Annotated in this window: 14 protein-coding genes; 11 read left to right on the top strand and 3 right to left on the bottom strand. The window is 60.4% G+C overall.

The window, feature by feature from the left end:
- Window positions 1-28 precede the first annotated feature (28 nt).
- The gene (locus tag FJE54_RS08870; RefSeq protein WP_139652440.1) at window positions 29-2,365 is read left to right on the top strand and encodes an ATP-dependent helicase; all 2,337 of its coding nucleotides are present in this window, start codon (window positions 29-31) and stop codon (window positions 2,363-2,365) included.
- Window positions 2,366-2,444: 79 nt separating this feature from the next.
- On the opposite strand, the gene FJE54_RS08875 is transcribed toward FJE54_RS08870, so the two are convergent.
- Window positions 2,445-3,995: a helix-turn-helix transcriptional regulator gene (locus tag FJE54_RS08875; protein WP_139652441.1), complete on the bottom strand. Its 1,551-nt coding sequence runs from the start codon at window positions 3,993-3,995 to the stop codon at window positions 2,445-2,447.
- A 271-nt stretch (window positions 3,996-4,266) separates the two neighbouring features.
- Between FJE54_RS08875 and FJE54_RS08880 the strand changes: the two genes are divergently transcribed.
- A complete protein-coding gene (locus FJE54_RS08880; RefSeq protein WP_139652442.1) occupies window positions 4,267-5,904 on the top strand; it encodes an FAD-dependent oxidoreductase in 1,638 nt (545 codons plus the stop codon).
- 225 nt (window positions 5,905-6,129) lie between these two features.
- On the opposite strand, the gene sdaAA is transcribed toward FJE54_RS08880, so the two are convergent.
- Window positions 6,130-7,758 carry an L-serine ammonia-lyase, iron-sulfur-dependent, subunit alpha gene (gene sdaAA, locus FJE54_RS08885; RefSeq protein ID WP_139652443.1) on the bottom strand — a complete coding sequence of 543 codons (1,629 nt, stop codon included), beginning with the start codon at window positions 7,756-7,758 and terminating at the stop codon, window positions 6,130-6,132.
- Between the two features lie 319 nt (window positions 7,759-8,077).
- Between sdaAA and FJE54_RS08890 the strand changes: the two genes are divergently transcribed.
- From FJE54_RS08890 to FJE54_RS08905, 4 genes are all read left to right on the top strand, one after another.
- Window positions 8,078-9,448: a putative manganese-dependent inorganic diphosphatase gene (locus tag FJE54_RS08890; protein WP_139652444.1), complete on the top strand. Its 1,371-nt coding sequence runs from the start codon at window positions 8,078-8,080 to the stop codon at window positions 9,446-9,448.
- A 103-nt stretch (window positions 9,449-9,551) separates the two neighbouring features.
- Entirely contained in the window at window positions 9,552-9,893 is a 342-nt protein-coding gene (locus FJE54_RS08895) for a hypothetical protein (RefSeq protein WP_255467326.1), read from the top strand.
- 529 nt (window positions 9,894-10,422) lie between these two features.
- On the top strand, window positions 10,423-13,368 hold the full coding sequence (locus tag FJE54_RS08900; RefSeq protein ID WP_139652445.1) for a PD-(D/E)XK nuclease family protein: 2,946 nt from the start codon (window positions 10,423-10,425) through the stop codon (window positions 13,366-13,368).
- Window positions 13,365-16,949, top strand: a complete 3,585-nt coding sequence (locus tag FJE54_RS08905) for a UvrD-helicase domain-containing protein (RefSeq protein WP_255467327.1) — start codon at window positions 13,365-13,367, stop codon at window positions 16,947-16,949. The genes FJE54_RS08900 and FJE54_RS08905 overlap by 4 nt, the downstream gene beginning before the upstream one ends.
- A 140-nt stretch (window positions 16,950-17,089) precedes the next feature.
- Here FJE54_RS08905 and FJE54_RS08910 read toward each other — a convergent pair whose 3' ends face one another.
- Entirely contained in the window at window positions 17,090-17,677 is a 588-nt protein-coding gene (locus tag FJE54_RS08910) for a nitroreductase family protein (RefSeq protein ID WP_139652446.1), read from the bottom strand.
- A 147-nt stretch (window positions 17,678-17,824) separates the two neighbouring features.
- Here FJE54_RS08910 and FJE54_RS08915 point away from each other — a divergent pair, with 147 nt between their 5' ends.
- From FJE54_RS08915 to rpsG, 5 genes are all read left to right on the top strand, one after another.
- Window positions 17,825-18,937: a M20/M25/M40 family metallo-hydrolase gene (locus tag FJE54_RS08915; RefSeq protein WP_139652447.1), complete on the top strand. Its 1,113-nt coding sequence runs from the start codon at window positions 17,825-17,827 to the stop codon at window positions 18,935-18,937.
- Between the two features lie 78 nt (window positions 18,938-19,015).
- Complete coding sequence (locus tag FJE54_RS08920) at window positions 19,016-19,378, top strand: type II toxin-antitoxin system RelB/DinJ family antitoxin (protein WP_139652448.1); 363 nt, start codon at window positions 19,016-19,018, stop codon at window positions 19,376-19,378.
- Entirely contained in the window at window positions 19,371-19,847 is a 477-nt protein-coding gene (locus tag FJE54_RS08925; RefSeq protein ID WP_180326672.1) for a type II toxin-antitoxin system VapC family toxin, read from the top strand. The genes FJE54_RS08920 and FJE54_RS08925 overlap by 8 nt, the downstream gene beginning before the upstream one ends.
- 329 nt (window positions 19,848-20,176) lie before the next feature.
- Window positions 20,177-20,551, top strand: a complete 375-nt coding sequence (gene rpsL / locus FJE54_RS08930; protein ID WP_139652450.1) for a 30S ribosomal protein S12 — start codon at window positions 20,177-20,179, stop codon at window positions 20,549-20,551.
- Between the two features lie 79 nt (window positions 20,552-20,630).
- A complete protein-coding gene (gene rpsG / locus FJE54_RS08935) occupies window positions 20,631-21,101 on the top strand; it encodes a 30S ribosomal protein S7 (RefSeq protein WP_139652451.1) in 471 nt (156 codons plus the stop codon).
- Window positions 21,102-21,103 lie beyond the last annotated feature (2 nt).

A 21,103-nucleotide genomic window follows, 5' to 3' on the forward strand; every position in this document is an offset into this window, starting at 1 on the left:
AGCAACACTTCGGAAGAAAGCGCAACCCATGCCCATCGACATCGACTCTTTGAATCCTGCCCAAAAAGAAGCCGTTCTGTGCACGGAAGGTCCGCTGCTCGTGCTCGCGGGAGCCGGCAGCGGCAAGACTCGCGTGCTCACGTACCGCATTGCGAATCTCATCGAGAATCTCAACGTGGCTCCGTGGCGCATCCTTGCCATCACGTTCACGAACAAAGCAGCCGCTGAAATGCGCGAACGCTTGGGGGCGCTCGTGGGGCCTGCTGCACGCGGCATGTGGGTGTCGACCTTTCACAGCATGTGCGTCCGCATAGTGCGCGCCGATGCCGAGCGGCTCGGGTTCACCCAGTCGTTTACCATTTACGCTGATGACGATTCGAAGCGCTTGGTCAAAGATATCATGGCCGAGCTCGACATCGATCCGAAGCGCTTTCCCGTGAATACGCTCAGGAATCGCATATCCACGGCGAAAAACGAACTCATCGTACCGGGCGATTTCGAAGCGCAGGCGGCCGATCCCATCGCGAAGGTTGCAGCGAAGGTGTACACACGGTTGCAGGAGCGACTGAAGGCGGCGAATGCCTTCGATTTCGACGACCTCTTGCTGTATGCGTATCTGCTGCTCAAGAACCATCCCGATGTGCTCGAAGCCTATCAGGACCGCTTCCGTTACCTCATGGTGGATGAGTATCAGGATACGAACCACGCGCAGTATGCCATCACGACGCTCTTGGCTGCCAAGCACAAAAACATCATGGTCGTGGGCGACGATGACCAATCCATCTATTCGTGGCGCGGTGCCGATATCCGCAACATCCTCGAGTTCGAAACCGACTATCCTGAAGCGCACACCGTTAAGCTCGAGCAGAACTACCGCTCCGTCGGAAACGTGCTTGCGGCGGCAAACGCCGTCATAGCGAACAACCAGAACCGCAAGGCGAAGAAGCTCTTCACGTCCGAGGAGGATGGCGACAAGATCCAGGTGTACATGGCCTCCGACGAGCGCGACGAAGGACGTTGGATCGCGGGCGAGATCGAGAAGCGCAAGGCGGAGGGCTTCTCGTACAACCAGATCGCGGTGTTCTACCGCACGAATGCCCAGAGCCGTATGGTTGAAGACATGCTCGTGCGTGCTGGCGTGCCGTACCGTATCGTCGGCGGCACGCGGTTCTTCGACCGCGCCGAGATCCGCGACGTACTCGCGTACCTGACGCTCGTGGTGAACCCTGCCGACGACATGGCTGCCAAGCGCGTGATCAACGTGCCTAAGCGCGGCATCGGCAAAACGACGATCGAGCTGATCGAGCGCGAAGCCCGCGAGATGCGTATGACGTTTCTCGAGGCTGCCGAGCTTGCGATCGGCAACGACACTATCCGGCTTGCCACACGCAAGGCGCTCGGCGAGTTCGTGGGCCTCATCAAAGATGCGTCCACTTACGGAGGCGACCTGCGCAAGGTGGTCGAAGCGATCATCGACAAGAGCGGCCTTATTACCGCGCTCATCGCTGAGGATACCGACGAAGCACGCGGACGGGTCGAGAACATCCAGGAGTTCCTGGGCGTCGTCGACGAGTTCGTCGATACGCATGACGAGGGCGATGCCGAGTACGCGGCGCCTACGGCAGAGTCCTCTCAGGAAGAGGCACCTGTGCGCGTGCTGCGGGCCAACTCGCTTTCCGACTTCGTGGAATGGGTGACGCTTCGGACCGACCTCGACACGATGTCGGAGGACGGCACGGCGGTCACGCTCATGACGGTGCATTCGTCGAAGGGGCTCGAGTTCGATTGCGTGTTCGTCGCAGGCATGGAGGAAACGCTGTTTCCGCACTCGAATTCGGCGAACGATCCTTCAGGCATCGAAGAGGAGCGCAGGCTCGCCTACGTGGCTATCACCCGCGCTCGCAAAAAACTATATCTCACCTGCGCCTATGCGCGCCAGATCTTCGGTCAGACCATGGCGAACCCCACGTCGCGCTTCATCTCGGAAATCCCGAACGAGCTGCGTCAGACGAGCGGTCTGGGTTCGTCGGGCTTCGAGGGTACCGGATGGGAGAAGCGGGGGAGTCGCAAGGGCATCGCCGGCTCGGGCACCGAAGCAGGCGGAGGCCGCGTGTTCGGCCAGTCGAGCGCATCGGGTCCGTCAAACCGCCCTCAGCGCGGGTCGTACGCGGCGTTCACGCGCGACACGGGCAAGAAAGCTGCTGCGGGCATGGCGTTTGCGGCGGGCGACACCGTCGACCACAAGACGTTCGGCCGCGGCAAGATCGTGAAGGTCGACGGCGATACGCTTCATATCAAATTCTCGAAGTCCGGCCAGACGAAGAAGCTTCTGAAGGATTACGCACCCATCGTGAAGATCGGGTAGAACTTAAGCTTGGATGCGAAGAGTGCCTTAGGCTCAGCGTTACCGACAGGCGCAGTGAGTGCATGCGTTGTGCGCGGCCTTACCGAGTATCTGTATCTGCAGCTTGTCCTTGCGTTGTAGCGTTTTGCACGATTGTCAGGAGGTCTTCGCGCGTGTGAACGCCGAACTTTTTATAGATATGCGATATATGCGTCTTTACGGTGCCGTCTGAAAGATACAGCGCTGTACTGATATGCGGTCTGCTTCTGCCTTGGGCGAGCAGAAGAAAGACGTCGGTTTCTCGGGGCGACAGCCCGTGTTGCTGTGCAAGTATGTGATAACACTGGGCGATATGCTCGCCGATGCTCTCGTGCTCTTTGACGGGTTGCGCAGGTGCGGTACTGTCCTTTGTGCCGTCAGGCGCTTCAGGTGAAGAAGATCCGATGATCGTTGACTCGGCCGGTTTTCTACTGAGCGGACGAATGGCGGCAGCCATTGCAAGAAATGCGGCAACGATGGCGAGCACGCCTTCGCCGATTTCCGTATACAGAAGAACGAGGGCCCATGCAATTGCCACGATGCCGTAAGTCGCGTTGATGATCCCTGGGAACTTCCATACGGGATCGCGCGTGGTTCGCATGGCGGTTAGCGTGACCGCCCAGAAAAGCAGGTGACCGAATAGTTCGACGGCAACCATCAACCAGGAGAAAACTGGTTCGAGTGCCGTTGGATCGAAGAGGTTGCCTTTGAGGGCGTAGACGAGAAATCCGCCGATGAGGACGAGGAAAGCGGGTTGGAATCTGATAAGCATGCGGTCGTTGCTGTTGCGGATAATCGTAGCGTAGGTGAATCCGGCCAACATGAGGCCGACCACGATGTATCCCGCGAGCGAAGCGACGGGCGATCCAAAGTAGCCTTCACCCCATAGACCAAGATGGCTGAGGCCGCGCAGGGCTGCGAGGATAACGGAAACCGCTACGAGCAGGTAAACGAGGTTGCGCTTCTCCGCTGCCCCAATGGTAGGTTCCGAGCGATAGCGCTCAAGATACTCCGGATGATTCAGCTTGCGCATGGCGCCCAAGCAGGCAAGGGAAACCAGTGACAACAGAGCGGTGATGACGATTTGGGTAGCGCCCGAAGAAGTACTTCCGATCGCATCGCCAAGCACTGTTTTGAGGAAAAGGCTTACGGCGATCGCCCATAAGGCAATGGAAAGCCGTTTGAGTCTTGCCAGTTCGCAGTATAGAAACAGCGTCGTACCCAGATAGCCGACCCCGTACAGCACGAGCCCGATAATAGCGGAAGCATCGGGTGGCACGAGTGTAGACGCATACGCGAAGCCATACAGTAACGCGCCGATGCCCGCGGTAAGGAATACGAACCATTTGACCATGGTGAGTTGCTGTCGGCTCAGTCGTGCAACGAATATCGCAATGATCGACAATAAGGTATATCCCGCAAGAAAGAATAAACGCGGATTGCCAAGCGGCTGAACCCCTGCTGATGACGCCTCGAATCCGAACCAGTGGCCAATAAGATCGGCTTGAGCAACGACCGCGGAAATGCCAAGCGCGCCGAACAAGGCGACAAGCATGCTTTTTTCAAACGTCGGCTGTGCCATGGCCTCCTCGATTTTGATTGTGATTGCCACATCGATGCGGCTTGATACCCCGACAGCAAACGCATCGATTATATCCCAAAACAGAAAAACTCAATTGCGCGCAACGATTAATTGCCCCGAGCATTGCTGCGAACTCGGGTAAATCACCCAGTTCGGGGATACGGTGATACTCGATTAGGCCACCTCGGTGATGCCGCTAATGCATCGGAGTCGGTACGCTGTTTCTCCCGCGCCGAAGACTGCATCTCATGCGTCGGCGTGGAAGAAACATGGAGGAATTCGAAAAAAGGGGTGTAGGAACATGAGTGAAAACAAGAATGGGATGAGAGTCGGCAAACCGCTTGCCTCACGTCGCAGTTTCGTCAGGGGGGCGGGGCTTGCACTAGCGGGTGCAGCTGCATTCGGCTTGGCCGGATGTGCTCAGGGAAGCGAAAACGCAGGACGGAGTACCGCGGCGAATCAAGGATCAGACGTCTCGTGGGACGAAGAATACGATGTTGTAGTGGTGGGAGCGGGCATTGCGGGCATTACCGCTGCTATTACGGTTGCCGAAGAGGGTGAAGGTGCATCGTGTCTCCTGCTGGAAAAAGACGCCGCGCCCAACGGTAACAGCCCGTTTTGCGCGGGGTGGCAGCTCTACATCGATGATGTTGATGGAGCCGTGGTCTATCTCAACGAGCTTATCGGCGAGAGCACGCCTGAAGACGTCATTGAGGCGTTCGCTGTCGAACTGAAGGAAAACCGCACTTGGCTTTTAGGTTTGGGAGCACAGGAGGACTGGCTAGAGCCGTATCCTCCTGACCCGACAGGGAAATCTACCAAAGAGTATCCCGAGATGCCCAACGACAACACCATGGGCTTCATCCTCTTTAAAACTGAGGGCGATCAGCCGTACTACCATATCAACGACTTCCTCCTAGACGTCTTGAACGATCGCAGCGACATCGTGACGTACAAGAAGTCCACGCCGATGGAATCGCTCATACAGGATCCTTTTACCAAGGCGATCGTCGGCGTCGAGGCTGGCGGCAAGAGCTACAGGGCGAAGCGCGGCGTCATCATGTGCACAGGGGGTTTCGAAAACGATCCCGAAATGCTTCGCGACTATACCGGTGTTCGGGGTTATCCCTACGCTGGCAAAGGCAACACGGGCGACGGACATCGGGCCTGCATGAAGGTCGGTGCCGATTTCTGGCACATGCACGGCGGAGCGCAGTACTGGCTTTCTCTTCGTGATCTTGAGAACACCAAGTTCGTCTCTACGCTCTTTTCCTTCACATCCAAGCAGCATGGCATCACGGTTGGCGTCAACGGTCGTCGTTTCTATCAGGATTTCGACGCATGCAGCAATTACAGCAAATATGCTGCACCCGACTCTGATCTGAGCCTTAACGTGGGCTACCGTCATGGAATTACGCAGTTCGGTGGCAATTGGACTCATTTGCCGTTGCCTGAGAAAGCGTGGTTCGTGTTCGATCAGGCGGGGCTCGATGCAGGAGCGATGCCTGCCGAGGTTTCGAAGGATCCCGTTGCAGAAGGTTGGGCTTTGAAGGCCGATACGATCGAAGAGCTCGCTGCGGCTACCGAGATGCCGCCCGACGAGCTCGTGAAGACAGTCGGACAGTGGAACGAATTTGTGGAGCGTGGCGAAGACCTCGCATTTTACCGCCCGGCTGACACCTTGACTCCGATCGCTACGTCTCCGTACTACGCGATGCTCTGCGTTCCCGCGCTGCTCAACACCGATGGCGGCCCTGTCCGCAGTGCGAAAGGCGAGATCCTCGACCCGATGGGCGAACCGATCGAAGGATTGTTTTCTGCTGGTGAATTCGGATCCGTTTGGGGGCATCTCTACCAAGGGGCGGGAAATGTTGGCGAATGCGGCGCGTTCGGTCGCATCTCGGCTCGCAGCGCACTTGCGCGATCGGAAAGCGCTTAAACGGCTAAGGAGGATGCGCTGGGCTGCAAAAGACGGTAGGGTGAAGGGCGATGCGGTATGCATCGCCCTTTTTTGGCTCAGATGCGGCTCAGGTAGGGCGCTCAAGATCGGGTAGGCGTGCGGGCTATTGCTCCGAAACGTAATCCCAGATTCTTCGGGCAGTAGTTCTGCTGCTTACCTTGGTGGGATCGGCGTTCTTGAAAAGGCGTTGATGATTTAGCCTTCCTACGAACAGCTCATCCCCGGCGTGCACGAGGCGCAAAAGCCGCAGGCGGCAGGGGTGGCCGCTATGCCGCCGAGAGCGCTTTCGCGCAGCTCGAAGGGAAGCGAGCGGCCCACTTTGCGCATAGCCTCGACCGTCTCGTCGAAATCGACGAGGTTGCCGATGCCTGCGAGCGCAATCTGCGCGCTCACAAGCGCCGTTGCGGCTCCTGAGGCGTTGCGCTTCTGGCAAGGCACCTCCACGAGCCCCGCGATCGGATCGCATACGAGGCCCATCATGTTCGTGAGCGCGTTGCTTGCGGCGGCGAAGCACTGGGCGGGCGTGCCGCCTGCGAGTTCGACAGCGGCTGCGGCGGCCATGGCGGCGGCCGAGCCGACCTCTGCCTGGCAGCCTCCTTCGGCACCCGAAACGGTGGCGTTGCGTGTGATGAGGTAGCCGATTGCGGCTGCGGCGGCGAGTCCGCGCTTAAGGTCGTCGTCGGAATACCTCCGGGTTTCCTGCAACGCGAGCAGCACGCCGGGTATCACGCCTGCCGAACCTGCGGTGGGGGCTGCGACGATGCGGCCCATCGAGGCGTTGGTTTCAAGTACGGCCATCGAAAAGGCAGTGGCAAGCGAAAGCTGATCGTCGCAGATGCCGTCGCCGAGCTTGCGTAAGGCGGCGAGCTTAAGCGCTTCGCCGCCGATCAAGCCTCCCATCGAAGGCAGCGGCTCTTCAAGCGGGCCGAGGGCCGATCGTCTCATCACCGAAAGCACGACATCGAGGTATCCGTTTGTGTTCACGGAGCAGCCGAGGCTTGCGCCAAGCGCTTCCTCGCGGGCGAGGAACGCTTCGGAAATCGTCGTTCCTGACTTCTCGCAGTAGGCAAGCAAAGCTGCGCCGGTCGGAAAATCGAGCTCGTCGAAACGCGCCTGCGCGGCAACCGCATCGACGGTCTCGTCTTTCGCCACCCCGGCCGTCGCGTCGCCGGGGATGATGCGCACGTCGCGGATGGCGGGATGCGCTTCAATGGCTTGCTTGATCTCCGAACTGACGGCTTGATCCGTCTCGAGGATGGTGTAGGCTGCATCGCCTTTGCGTTCGCGGTACATACGGGCGTTCGCGATGTTGACGCCGCGTTCGCCGAAGCTCTTGGCGATGTGCGCGAGTACGCCGGCCTCGTCTTTCTGCCGGATGACGACGTTCGTGTTCTCTCCGGTGATGTAGACCTCGATGCCGTCGATGCGCCTGATAACAGCCGCGCCGCCGCCTATACTCTCGCCGCGGATGCGCATGGCGTTGCCGTCTGCGTCGACGATACGGATGTCGACGGTGTTGGGATGGTCGTACTCGGCGTTCGCATCGGGCTTGAATGAAAACGCCATGCCGATTCCCCGCGCGAGGGCGAACGAATCGCGGATGCGCAGGTCGTCGGTGTCGAGGCCGAGCATGCCGCCGACAAGCGCCTTGTCGGTTCCGTGCCCGACGAGCGTATGAGCGAACGAGCCGAGCAGCGTGAACTCCACGGTTCTTGGCTCGGCGAGGCAGAGCCTGCGCGCCATGTAGGCGATGCGCAGCGCGCCTGCGGTATGGGAGCTCGACGGCCCGATCATGACGGGCCCGATGATATCGCGTATGCTCAAGGTGTCCATATGGTCTCCTTGCAAGATGGCGGTAGGGTGCGGGGCAATCGTATCACGGCCGAAGCCGTCTCCATCGAATCGTAACAGCGTTTCGATAAGCGTCCCGCGGATGGCGGCGACGAAGCGATGTACGGGTGGCGGCATCGGCTGTCTGGGACGAAGCGATGTGCGGGCGGACGGCGGTGAGTATCGTTATGAGCCCGCGATTTGTGGTGAATGCTTCAAACCTTTCGTGTCCTCGTCCAAACCAGCTACAATGGCTGCTTGCGCACGCCGAAGCACGCGTGCGCTCAAGCAAGCCGATACACCATTGCAAGGAGCGTAAACCATGGCGGCACCCATCGTCATCGTAGGACATCGCAACCCCGACAACGATTCGATCAGCGCAGCGGTCGGCTACGCGTACCTGAAAAACGAGCTGGCGAAGCGCGAGGCGAAAGCCTCGGGTACAGCGCCCGCCGAATACGTGCCGATGCGCCTCGGCCCCCTTCCTCCCGAGAGTTCCTGGGTCCTTGAGGAAAACGGCATCACGGCTCCCGCAATCTTGAGCCACATCCATGCGCGCGTGCTCGATGTGATGACGCCGAACCCTATCTCCATCCCACGCACCGCAACGCTACTCGAGGCGGGGCGCCTGTTGCGCAAGCACAACATTCGCTCGCTCGTCGTGGTGAACGACGATGAGACCTACCATGGCCTCATCACGACGCGCATGATCGCCGAGCGCTACATCTCGGCGACCGACGCACTCGAGGGCGACGGCTCCAACAGCATGGCGGTCGCAGGCGACCTCATCGCCTCGCTCGGTCAGAAGGTCGACGAGATGACCGAAACCGACGTGCTCGTACTCGACAAGGAGGGCTTACTGAACGAAGCGGTCGAAGACCTCATGGCGAGCGCGTTGCGGGAGGCGGTCGTGCTCGACGACGACGGGTACTGCATCGGCATCGTCACCCGCTCCGACGTGGCGACGCGCCCGAGGCGCAAAGTCATCCTCGTCGATCACAACGAAACGCGCCAGGCTGTGCACGGCATCGAAGAAGCCGACGTCGTGGAAATCGTCGACCATCATCGCATCGGCGACGTATCGACCACGAATCCCATCCAATTCTTGAACTTGCCCGTAGGCTCGACGGCGACCATCGTTTCGATGGAGTTCGAGCGGCACGGCGTCGAGGTGCCAAAGCCCATCGCAGCGGTGCTACTCTCCGCCATTATGACCGATACCGTGATTCTCAAATCGCCCACGGCGACGCAGTTCGATCGTGAACAGGTTGAGCGTCTTTCGGCTCTAGCAGGCGTCGATCCGACCGAATTCGGCCTCGCCGTGTTCAGGTGCCGGGGCGGCGAGGATAACCTGCCGGTCGATAAGCTCGTCGGTGCCGATTCCAAGGAATTCCAGCTCGGCGATTCCACCGTGCTCATCGCGCAACACGAGACGGTTGATCTGGGCGCGGTCATGGAGCGCGAGGACGAGATCCGCACCTACATGCGCCAGCTCAAAGACGAGAACAACTACGAGTTCGTGCTGTTCATGGCGACCGACATCATGGCCGAGGGCAGCCAGTTTCTGTGCGAGGGCAACCGGCGCATTGTGGATCGGGTGTTCAACATCAAGTGCACGGGCGTGGGCGGCACGTGGATGCCCGGCATCTTGAGCCGCAAAAAGCAGGTGGCGGCCCGTATCCTCGGGTCGTAAGCTTTCCTGTTTGTTCGCGCAGCAAACAGCGTCGAGGCACTCTTAGCAGCGCAAAGCAATCGACGCGGTCGTATGCGGCCGCTCGCAAAGGAGATGGTTGTTCGTGGCAGAGTTGCTCGAGGCGGCGATGCTGATATGCTTCGGCCTTTCATGGCCGCTCAATGCGTACAAGGCATACAAAGCGAAAACGGCGAAGGGCTCGAGCTGGCAGTTCATCGCGCTCATCACGTTCGGCTATGCGCTCGGCATTGCAGCGAAATTCGTTTCGGGCTCGATCAACTGGGTGCTTGTTGTGTACTTCGTCAACGTTGTGTGTCTCGGTGCGAACTGGCTCGTGTACTTTCGGAACCGAAGGCTCGATGCCATTGCCGACGAAGCAGGGGCAAAAGACAGCTGCGAAGCTATCATGCGACGTTCGCCGAAACCCGCTCAGCGGCATTCCTGATCGTATAAATCCCGATCGGAAATCCAGTAAGAGAAACCGTATGGAAGAAGGCCGTTAAGCGACGGTTGGAAGACGGCGAACCTGGAATACGCCGCAAAACCAGAAGCGGCATGCTTTAACGCAGGCGCCGTCGGTGATCGGGCGGTTCGGGCTTGGGCAGGTGTATGCCGCTGGTGGTTTTGCGGCAAAAAGAGCCCTTGGCTACACGTTTTCCGCCGATGTGTTGCGGAATCGGGACCCCGAGCCGCCCCGGGAGCACGCCAAGGGTGCCTCCTGTTGGCGTGCGATTTAGCGCAAAGCTGTGATCAGGGTGTTCGTTCAGGTTGAAAAAAGCCCACCCGTGCTTGCGCCCATCAAGCGCAACACGAAGAGGAAAACTGTGCGGAACGGATCGTCTTCGCTGCAAGGGATGCGGGGTCGATGCATTCGATACGTCGGCGATACGGGTCGTTCTGCTGACGGATAATGGGCGAAGTGGAGGACTTCCGTATCGCTCGCAGGAGACGGCGCGCAGGGGTATAATGGTCGCATGACTCTTTCAATCGTTTCCGTATCCAACAAAGCTGCGGCCGACGAGGCCGCTTACAGTCAAGCGCACCGCGCACTCGATGAGGGCGCGAAGCCCGTTATCGTGGTCTCGGCCTACGAAGAGACGGTTCGTCTCAAAGAGGCGTGGTCGACTCGTTCGCCGTTCGGCATCGATATCGTAGAGTTCTCGTCGTGGATCGCCGATCTCTGGGAGCTGTTCGGCGATGGTCGCTCGATCGTCAACGCAGTGCAGCGCCAGCTCATCGCAGGCGAGGTCCTGAGTTGTTTCTGCAGCGAACGGCGCGCGGCTCTGTTGCAGCCGACGCCGGGAACGCGGCGATTCATCGCATCGGCTGCGCGCGAAGCGCTCCCGAACGCGGTTCTAGGTTCTGACCTGGGCGAGGGCGAACGCGAGGCGGTCGAGGTGCTTCGGCTGTACCGCGAGCGTGCTGCAGAGGCGAACCTAGTCGAGCAGGCGGAAGCCGTCGCGATACTCACCGACCCCGATGTGCTCGCCGGATATCGCCCGATCGTCGTCGGCGCTTCTCTCGACGATTTCACGGCAATCGAACAAGCGCTGCTTGGGCAAGCCGATGCCGTGCTGCTCGAAAACGAGCGAAGTGCCGTTGCCGAAGGCGAACGGGCGCCCGAGCTCGCAGAGCTTCTCGCATCGTTGTATCGCCCCGATGAAGCGCATCCGGTTGAAGCGTCGGGGGCCGTGCGTTTCGTGCTGCCCGCTGGCCGCTACGCTTCGGCTCAGGCGTTGTGCGATGCGATCGAAGCGATGCGCGCCCACGACGGCTCGGCGTCCGTTGTCGTTGCGGCCCGCGATCCGCATACCTTGTTCGAAGGCGTTGCGGAGCGCCTTGCTGTGCGCGGCATCGCTTCGGAAGTGCGGGGGACCGTGCCGTTTTCTGCAACCGAGTTCGGTTCCGCATGGCTTGCGCTTCTTGAAACGCTCGACGGGGATTCCCCGTTCGTTGCACGCGCTGCAACGGATTTCGCGCTGAGTGCGTATTCGGGTGTGGGGGTGCGAAGCGCTTATTGGATGGACGCGCGCTGGCGGGCGAACCGTGCGATCGACCGCGATTCGGTGCTCACCGATTTGGCAGGTACTGCCGATCACGGGCTCAACGGGCTGGTCGGTCTGCTGGAAAGCGGCCGGGCTTCCGATGCCCTCGATCTTCTCCAGGCGCACGTGGGAAAGCAGGTTTCCTGGCCAGAAGGGTACCGCGATCGGCAGATGAGCGCTCTGGCGAGCGCCCGCACGGTTTACGACGAAGCTGTCGCCCTCGGCGCGAGCAGGGAGGAGTACCGCTCGGTTCTCGAGGATCAGCGCCTGTTCGCAAAACTGGCCGTCGAACCGGGAAGGCCGGGGGGCGCTCGGGTCGCACCGGCGGGTTCAGCGGCCTCGGAAACATCGAAAGAACCCCGAGGGATGCATGCTTCTGCTGAGGCGAATAATCCTGTCGAGTCCTGTGCGCAACCTGTGCTGATCGTCGACCTTGAGACCGCGGCGTCGCTTGGTCCTTCTACGTGCGACGTGCTGTTCGCGGTCGATCTGACGGCAACGTCGTATCCGGTGCGTGACGAGGGCGGCACGCTTGCGACGCTGCTCGAGAAGCTGGGCGCAGCACGCGAGCGCGACGGCCTCGCCTCGATCCGCGCTACGTTCGCCGATGCGCTCGCTGTGCCGCGCGCAGTGCTTTTCCTTTCTCGGCCGCTCAACAACGAGGCGGGCGACGAGGAGCGGCCCGCCGTCGTGTTCGAAGACGTAATCGACTGCTACCGCCGCGACTTGCAGAACCCTGCCGAGGTCGACAAGAAGACCGGGCTCACCGAAGCGCTCGGCCGGTACGCCTTGGTGCGAGGGGAGCAGAGCGCGTTCGTAAACCTTTCCGCCTCAGGCGAGCCGCAGGATCTGTCGATCGAGATCCCCGTTACCCGGACCGGATCCGTCACGGCAGCAGCGCGCGAGAAGATATTGCTTCCCATGCAGTGGGGCGGCGTCGTAAGCGAGGGGAGGAACCTTTCCCCTTCCGCGATCGAGAGCTACCTCGAATGCCCGTACAAATGGTTCGCGCACCGCAGACTCAGGCTCGAAGAGCTCGATGCGGGTTTCGGCGGACGCGAGTTCGGCCTGTTCGCCCATCGGGTGCTTGAGCGGTTTTACGCTCAGTTCAGATGCGAGGTCGCACCAAAGGTGTCTCCCGATACGCTCGATCGTGCGAAGCGCATCCTCTCCTGCGTGTTCGACGAGCAGCTTGCCTACGATGCGACGCTCATCGGCGATCCTGCTGCGCTCGTGCCGCTCGACGATCTCGAACGCCGCGAAGTTGCCGATCTCAAGCGCAAACTGCTCGGCTACCTCGATCGCGAGGCGCAGCTGCTTTCCGGATTCGTGCCGCTTGACGCTGAGGTGGGTTTCGGGCGCACGAAAGGTGCATTCGAGTATGCGGGCTTCATGGTGAACGGGACGATCGACCGCGTCGACGTCGACGGTTTCGGCCGTGCGGTCGTGATCGATTACAAAGGCGCCGTCGGCAAAGCGTATGCGCTGCGCGAGAAGGCGGGCGAGCCGTTTGCGCTTCCGCGCAAGGTGCAGACCCTCATCTACGCGCAAGCCGTGCGTAAAACCATGGGGCTCCAACCGGTCGGCGCACTGTACGTGTCGTACGGCAAGGACGGAGGCATAGCGGGATCGTTCGATCATGCGGTGCTCGATCCCGGCAAGGATCTGCTGGGAATCGATGCCGCTCGCTGCGCAACGACTGATTTCGAAAACCTGCTCGATACCGTCGAGGAAGCCATCGCGGCTCGATTGGAAGGGCTGCTCGCAGGCGAGATTCGCGCCTGCCCGCGCGATGCTGATGCGTGCACGTACTGCCCGGTCACCGTATGCAGCGTGCGCGATGCCGTGCAGCGCGAGCGCGAGGGAGGCGAATGATGGCGCAGGTGAGCTACACGTACGAGCAAGAGTGCTGCATCGGTCGGCTCGTCGGGCCGGTCGACATATCGGCAGGCGCCGGCTCGGGTAAGACGTTCACGCTTTCCCAGCGTATCGCCCATGCGCTCTCCCCCGATTCGCACTCCGGCATCCGCGACATCGACGAGGTGCTTGCCATCACGTTTACCGACAAGGCCGCATCCGAAATCAAGAGCCGCGTTCGTTCGACACTGCGGGCGAACGGTCTGTTCGAACCTGCGCTTAAAGTCGATTCTGCGTGGATATCCACCATTCACGGCATGTGCTCGCGCATCCTGCGAACCCATGCGCTCATGCTCGGCCTCGATCCAGGGTTTGCCGTGATCGGCGACAAGGAGCGCGACGAACTGCTCGACGCGGCCATCAACGAAATGGTAGGCGAAGATTCCGAAATAGTGAGCCGCACCGAGTTCGATGCGCTGTTCGAAGCGTTTCCCGCACGGAGCATCGGATTCGGCGGCGGATCGGTTTTTGCGATGGTCGAAGCGCTCATCGCAAAAGCCGCGGGCATGGTCGACGGGTTCGACGGCTTTCGCACAGGCCCTGCACCCGCATCACCGACCGAGCTCGCCAAGCGGTTGCTGCTTGCCTGCGAGGAAGTTTTAGCGGCGTACGAGGGTGCGAAAACCACAGCGACACTCGAGAAAAACAAGATGAGCCTCTCGAATGCCGCCGAGGCGCTTGAGGCCTATCTGCTCGATGGCGATCAGACGATTGAGGGGTTCATCGACGTGCTCGACCAGTGCGAGTTTCTCGGTAAGCGCGGCTGCCCTGCCGAAGAAACCGCCGAGTACATGAACGTCCATGCGGGCGTTGCCCAAGAGGCGTTTCTTGCAAAGGCGAGGCCGCTGCTCGACGATCTGCTCACCCTCGCCCAGAGGGCTCAGACGGCATACGAATCGCGCAAGCGCGCGCTCGGCGTTCTCGATAACGATGATCTGCTCAAACGTGCGCTCGATGCCTTGTCGCACGAAGAGATAGCCGCGCAGTACCGCGATCGCTTCAAGCTCGTCATGGTGGACGAGTTTCAGGATACGAGCCAGATCCAGATCGAGATCGTGCGCCGACTTGCGGGCGAGGGGCTGCGCTATCTGTGCACGGTCGGCGATGCGCAGCAGAGCATCTACCGGTTCCGCGGTGCCGATGTCAACGTGTACAAAGCGTTCCGATCGGGTTTGGAAACCGACGAGGTACGGGAAAGCGGGGGAGAGCCGACGCTGCTCAAGCTGTCGCGCAACTTCAGAAGCCATGCTGACGTGCTCGCGTTCGTACGCACGGTCTGCTCGCAGAAGCAGGTGTTCGGCGACGATTTCCTCGACCTTGAGGCAGCTTACGACGGACGGGGCTACCGCGCGGCAGAGCCGCGCATCCAGCTCGTGGCCGCAACCGTGCCGCAAGGGTGTTCGGGCGGCACTGCCGATCTGGCGCAAGCCGAAGCGCGCGCCATAGCGCAGTACTTCCGCAGGATGCACGATGCGGGCCATGCGCTTTCCGACATGGCCGTGCTCTTGGGCCGCATGGCGTACGCCGAGGTGTACGCGCAGGCGATCCGCGAAGAAGGGTTCCCGTGCGTGATCGCCGGGGGATCGCTCTTCCATAAAGCGCGCGAAGTCAAAGTGGTCGAACGCCTGCTGCGGGTGCTCGCCGATCTGAACGACACCCAAGCACTCTTTGAGGTGCTGACGAGCGAGATGTTCGAGCTTTCGGCCGACGACATGCTCGACCTCTCGACAGGGTTCGACGAAGCGAACGGCATTCCGCTCAAACGCAATTTGAGTAAGGGGTTTGCGGCGCTCGCCGAGTGCGAGGGCGAGCTTTCCCCTGGGCTTCGCCACGCGGTCATGCTGCTTCGGAAAGCCCAGATGGAGATACGTTTCAAGCGGCCTTCGAAAGCGCTTATGGACGTGCTTTTGGATTCGGGTTGGATCGCGCGGCTCGAGGCTTCGGGCGCGGAAGGCAGCGCATGCATAGCAAACGTGCTCAAGGCAGTGCGTTTCGTAGAGACGATGGAGGAAGATAAGGCGTACGGCATCGCGCGCGTCGCCGCAGAGTTCTCGGGGATGATCGCAGCTGGAATGAAAGAAGCACCCGGAGCGCTTTCGGCCGATGGCCAGGAGGCCGTGAAGATCATGACCATCCATGCTTCCAAGGGCCTCGAATTTCCCCTTGTTGCGCTTGCTCGGTTCGCAAAGGGTCCTTCGGGTTCGAAAAGCAAGCTTTCAGCCGAAACGATCGGTACCGAAACGTACCTCTCGCTTGGCGCCCCTTCCGCATGTATGGAAAAGGGATCGCTCTCGGCCAAAGCGCAGGCAAAACCATACGAAGCGTCTGACGATGCCGATCCCCGTACGGCGAAAAACCTCCTCGACTACCACGCGGCGCTCAAGCGCGTTGCCCACCGTGAGGAGGAAGCCGAAGAGCGGCGGCTTTTCTACGTGGGCGCGACACGCGCCAAAGAGGCGCTTGCAGTTGTGATGGGCATCAAGGAGCAGAAGACCGATCCGTACAGGGCCTACAAAGGCGCGGTTGAGGACATCCGCTCGGCCCTGTTCGGCGATGAGCTGTTTCCAGCCGACGATGCGCTTGCGGATTACGGTGGCAGCGAACCCGCTTCGTTCGTGCGCGTTGCGGCTGTTGCCGAGGATGCGGAAGGGGAGGAGCCGACCGCGGTCATCGCAGGGGATCTGCTCGAAAAGGGGGCTGCTTGCCGTGAAGCGCACCCCTCCGACGGCTATGAGCCTTCCGCATGCGCCGAGGCGACTCGCAGGGGCGAATCTGCGTGCCAGTACGCAGTGGGAGCAGGGGAAATCGGCGATCTCGGTACGGTTTTCGTTCCCGAAATCGAGCCGTTCGGCTTGCTTGACACGAGGGCGCCCGTCCGCGAACGATCCGGGCTCTTCTCGTATTCGTCCATCGCCGAACCACACGACGCCGTTGCGTCCGATATGCACGACGGAGCGCCATTAGCAGCCGATGCCGACAAGGCGACCGATCTCGGATCGGCATTCCACCGGCTCGCCCAGCTTGCCGCGCTGCGTTCTCCCGATTTCGCGCGATCCCGTTTCGACGCCGTGGCGAAAACCTACGGTATCAAGGACGTCGAGCGCCTGCGGAGCGCCGTCGATCGTTGGTTCTCGTCCGGGGTGTGCGCCCGCGCGCTCGGCATGCGCGTGCACGATGCCGAAGTTCCGTTTTGCGCAGCGGTTGCGGGGGCGGGAAGCCTTGAGGGAGAAATCGATTTGTTTTGCACCGATGACGGACGACATGCGCTTATCGTGGACTACAAGACGGGCGGGAGCGCGGCGGAAACCGACGAGCAGCTCCACGAAAAGCATCTTCTGCAAGCGCAGTGCTACGCGTTTGCGACGCTTCGTCAGGGCTACGATTCTGTGGAGTTCGCGTTCGTCCGCGTCGAGAGGGACGATCCCTCGGGTGTCGACACGTTGCAGGTGGTACCGTACCGTTTCGAACAGGGCGAGCTCGAAGAACTCGAGGCGGTTATCGCCGAGCGGGCCGAGGCGGCTCGCGCGCATCGGGAGTAGACTGCTCGTAGCTCGTAGCTCGTAGCTCGTAGCTCGCAGCTCGCAGCTCGCAGCTCGCAGCTCGCAGCTCGCAGCTCGCAGCCGGGCGGAATGCAGGTTTTCGCTTTGCACCCTAAGGAGGTTCTCGCTTTGCGGCGAGCCTACCTTTGGGCGATGAGCACCTCGTCGAGCGAGCGCTTGGGCACATGGTGCACCTGGGCATCGTCGCGCCAGTAGGCGGGCGATCCGTCGGTGGGCATGGCCTCGATAACGGCTTCTTCCCGAGGTCTGCCGAGCGCAACTACGAGATCGGGTTCGAGCGTCTCGCGGTCGATGCCGAGCACCTCAGACAGGCTCTTCTTCTTGAAAGCCCCGATAGGGCATGCGGCATATCCCTTTTCGCGTGCAGCGAGCATGATCGTTTGCAGCGCGATGCCCTCGTCCCATGCGGTAAACAACTCTCCGAGAACGAGCGTTTTGTCGTGCAGGATGACGAGATAGCCGCTTGGGCGTTCGCCCTGGTCGGGACCCGGCCAATCGGGAAGCGCTGCAGCCCACGAAAGGCAATCGAACACACGAGCGCACAGGGCGGGATCGTGAACGACGCAGTATTTGAGCGGTTGCCGATTCCCGCTCGAAGGGACGAGACGGGCGGTATCGACGAGATCGACAAGCGTATCGCGATCGATGCGTTCGTTCTCGTAAAAGCGTCGACAGGTTCGATTTTGGGAAACGGCATCATGCAGCATCGGGTCTCCTATCTCTTACTATGGCTATAATGAGACGAAACAACGGAAGGTGCAAGGCCATCATGCAAAGCGTTGGCCGATCGTTTCGCCCGCCGCTTGCGGCGATCATCCACGCCCAAGGCCCGCTAGAGTAAAAGGACACGACTTATGGATACTGCGCGTTTGCTCGATACGTTTTTCGATCTCGTCCGAATCGACAGTCCTTCGCGCCATGAAGCGCAGGTTGCCGCATATTGCGCAGATCGTCTGAAAGCGCTCGGATGTACCGTTCGCATCGATGCGACCGAGGAGGCTACGGGATCGGATACCGGCAATATCATCGCACATTTGCCCGGCACGGTGTCGGGCCATATCGCGCTTTCGGCTCATATGGATTGCGTGAGCCCGTGTTGCGGCGTCGAGCCGGTTGTCGACAGCGGCGTGGTGCGCTCGGCGGGCGATACCGTGCTCGGAGCCGACGATAAGGCGGGCATCTCCGCCATCCTCGAAGCGCTTGAAGCGGTCGTTGCCGACGGCAGGCCCCGTCCGGCGATCACCGTCGTGTTCACGGTGTGCGAAGAGCTGAGCCTGCTCGGATCAGGTGCGCTTGAGGCGGATCTGTTCGACGGAACCGTGCCGTGCTTCGTTTTCGATGCCGACGGCGCGCCTGGTTCCATCGTGCTCGGCGCACCGTTTCACTACACGCTTCGCGCGACGTTTCTCGGGTGCGCCGCCCATGCCGGCGTTGAGCCTGAAAACGGCGTGTCGGCCATCCAGATGGCAGCCGAAGCCATCGCGTCGATGCATCTCGGGCGCCTTGACGAGTGCACCACGGCAAACATCGGCATGGTTGAGGGCGGGCGCGAGGTCAATATCGTCCCTGACAGCTGCTCGCTTGCAGGGGAGTGTCGCTCGCTCTACGAAGACCGCGTGAACGCAGTGCGCGATCGAATGACCGAAGCGCTGACGAAGGCAGCGGAGAAGTTTGAAGGTTCGGTGGATATCGACTGGCGCCTCGATTATCCGGGCGTGCTTATCGATAAGGCCGACGAGATCGTCGAGAAGCTCTTCTCTGCTGCGCGCGCCGCAGGTCTTGAGCCTCAAACGACGGTGTCGGGCGGGGGAGCCGATGCGAACCTGCTTTCCACGAAAGGCGCGAAAGCGGTTACGCTCGGCATCGGCATGACGGCGTTCCATTCCCTTGACGAGCATATCGCCATAGCAGACATCGAGGGTACTGAACGGTTTATCGAAGCGATAATCGCCGAGTTCGCGGACTAGGCTTCGGATGCGCGGTCGGTGCCCCGCCTCTGCTCAGCTTATGATGTGCTATACTGTATAGCATGAAAGGAGAAGCGCATGGCCGCAACGCAGATGAATACGCGCATCGATTCCGCACTTAAGCGGAAGGGCGACGAGGTGCTGGCAAAGCATGGGTATTCTCCTTCGGAAGCCGTCCGCGCATTATGGGAGTACGCTGCCGCTCACGGCACGATCCCCGATTTCATGGCGGAAGCCGAAACCGCGGCGCGCGAAGCGGAACGGCAGCGCAAGATCACGTTAGCCCGCGAAGGCGCGGGAATGGCCCTTCGTCTAGCGATCGACAAAGGACTGGTTCCCCCCGGAAGCACGTCGGTATTCGAAGACATTTCCTACGACGAGCTTGTTGAGATGATGTATCTCGAGAAGCTCGAGAAATATGAGGCGATGGACCGTGGCTAGGGTTTTGGTTGATACAAACGTGTGGCTCGACTACCATGGAATTCACGAAACGGTTGACAACGAGGCGTTCGAGCTTGTCGATCGGCTGTCGAGTTGCGGAGACGAGATATGCGTGACGCCGATGGTCCTCAAAGACTTCTATTACCTTACGGGGTTAAACCTCAAACGTAAAGAGTTCCTAGAACAGGGGGGTGTAAGCGAGAGGTCGGCTCGTGCTGCTCACGAAATCGCCTGGAGCTGCACGAAGCAGATCATGGCCCTTTCGACGATTCTTCCGGTTGGCAGCGAAGAGTGCGGCGAGGCGTGTGCGCTTCGCTCCGTCCACGGAGACTTCGAAGACAATCTTCTGCTCGCTGCCGCTCGGCATTGCGCGGTCGAGTATTGCGCAACGTACGATAAGGCGCTTTGTCGGCATATTCCCGATCTGTGCGTTTCTCCCCGTATGCTTCTTGATATCCTCTCGTTTTAAACTAAAAACGTGACTCAATGCTCGAGGCGATCTTTCGGTAAGATCTCAGTGTGCGACGAAAGTTTTGAAGCTATAATAATCATTCATGCGCTCAAGCGTGTTCAAACAAACCATCCATCAGGCATAACGTACATGATTGGCTATAGATACACCCGGGTGCGTGGCGTTTGACAAGCCTGATGGCGGGTGATAAAGTTCTCGTTCGCGTCTCTAAGGGGCGCGATTTTTCGTGTGCGTAACAGCTGAACGCACTCGGAAGCGTAGAAGAAACGGCTTCCTCTTATATACAGTAAGGGAAGTCAAACGGAAAAGGTAGAAGGAGTACAGCTTTGCCTACAATCAACCAGCTGGTCCGCAAGGGCCGCAGCAAGTCGGCTGAGAAGAGCAAGACGCCGGCACTGAAGGGCAACCCGCAGAAGCGCGGGGTGTGCACCCGCGTGTTCACCACGACCCCGAAAAAGCCGAACTCGGCTCTTCGCAAGGTCTGCCGTGTTCGCCTCGTCAACGGTATGGAAGTGACCGCCTACATCCCCGGCGTCGGCCACAACCTCCAGGAGCACTCGATGGTGCTTCTGCGCGGCGGCCGCGTGAAGGACCTCCCGGGTGTTCGCTACAAGGTCATCCGTGCGGCGCTCGACTGCGCAGCCGTTGACAACCGCCGCCAGGCCCGTAGCCGCTACGGCGCTAAAAGGCCCAAGAACTAGCAATCGTTAAGCCGTGCGGGCCCAATCGGCCTAATGGGCGCAAGCGCCCCGAAGCACGCAGACAGGAAAAGGAGAAAGAATGCCGCGTCGTGCAGCAGCTATCCGCCGCGAAGTGCAGCCGGATGCAACGTACAACAATCGTTTGGTCACGCAGTTGATCAACAAAGTCCTCCTCGACGGCAAGAAGTCCGTCGCCGAGGGCATCGTCTATGGTGCTTTCGATATCATCGAAAAGAAGACCGGTGGCGATCCGCTGGCCGTGTTCAAGAAAGCCATGGACAACGTGCGCCCCACCCTCGAAGTCAAGCCGAAGCGTGTCGGCGGCGCAACGTACCAGGTGCCGATGGAGGTCAACTCCCGTCGCGCCACCACGCTCGCGATTCGCTGGATCGTGGACTTCTCGCGCAAGCGTAAGGAGCACACCATGAAAGAGCGCCTCGCAGGCGAAATCCTCGATGCCTCCGAGAACACCGGCGCTTCGGTTAAGAAGCGCGAAGATCTGTACAAGATGGCCGAGTCCAACCGTGCATTCTCGCACTATCGCTTCTAAGA

Origin of the sequence: Raoultibacter phocaeensis (assembly GCF_901411515.1) — a bacterium.
GTDB classification, from domain to species: domain Bacteria; phylum Actinomycetota; class Coriobacteriia; order Coriobacteriales; family Eggerthellaceae; genus Raoultibacter; species Raoultibacter phocaeensis.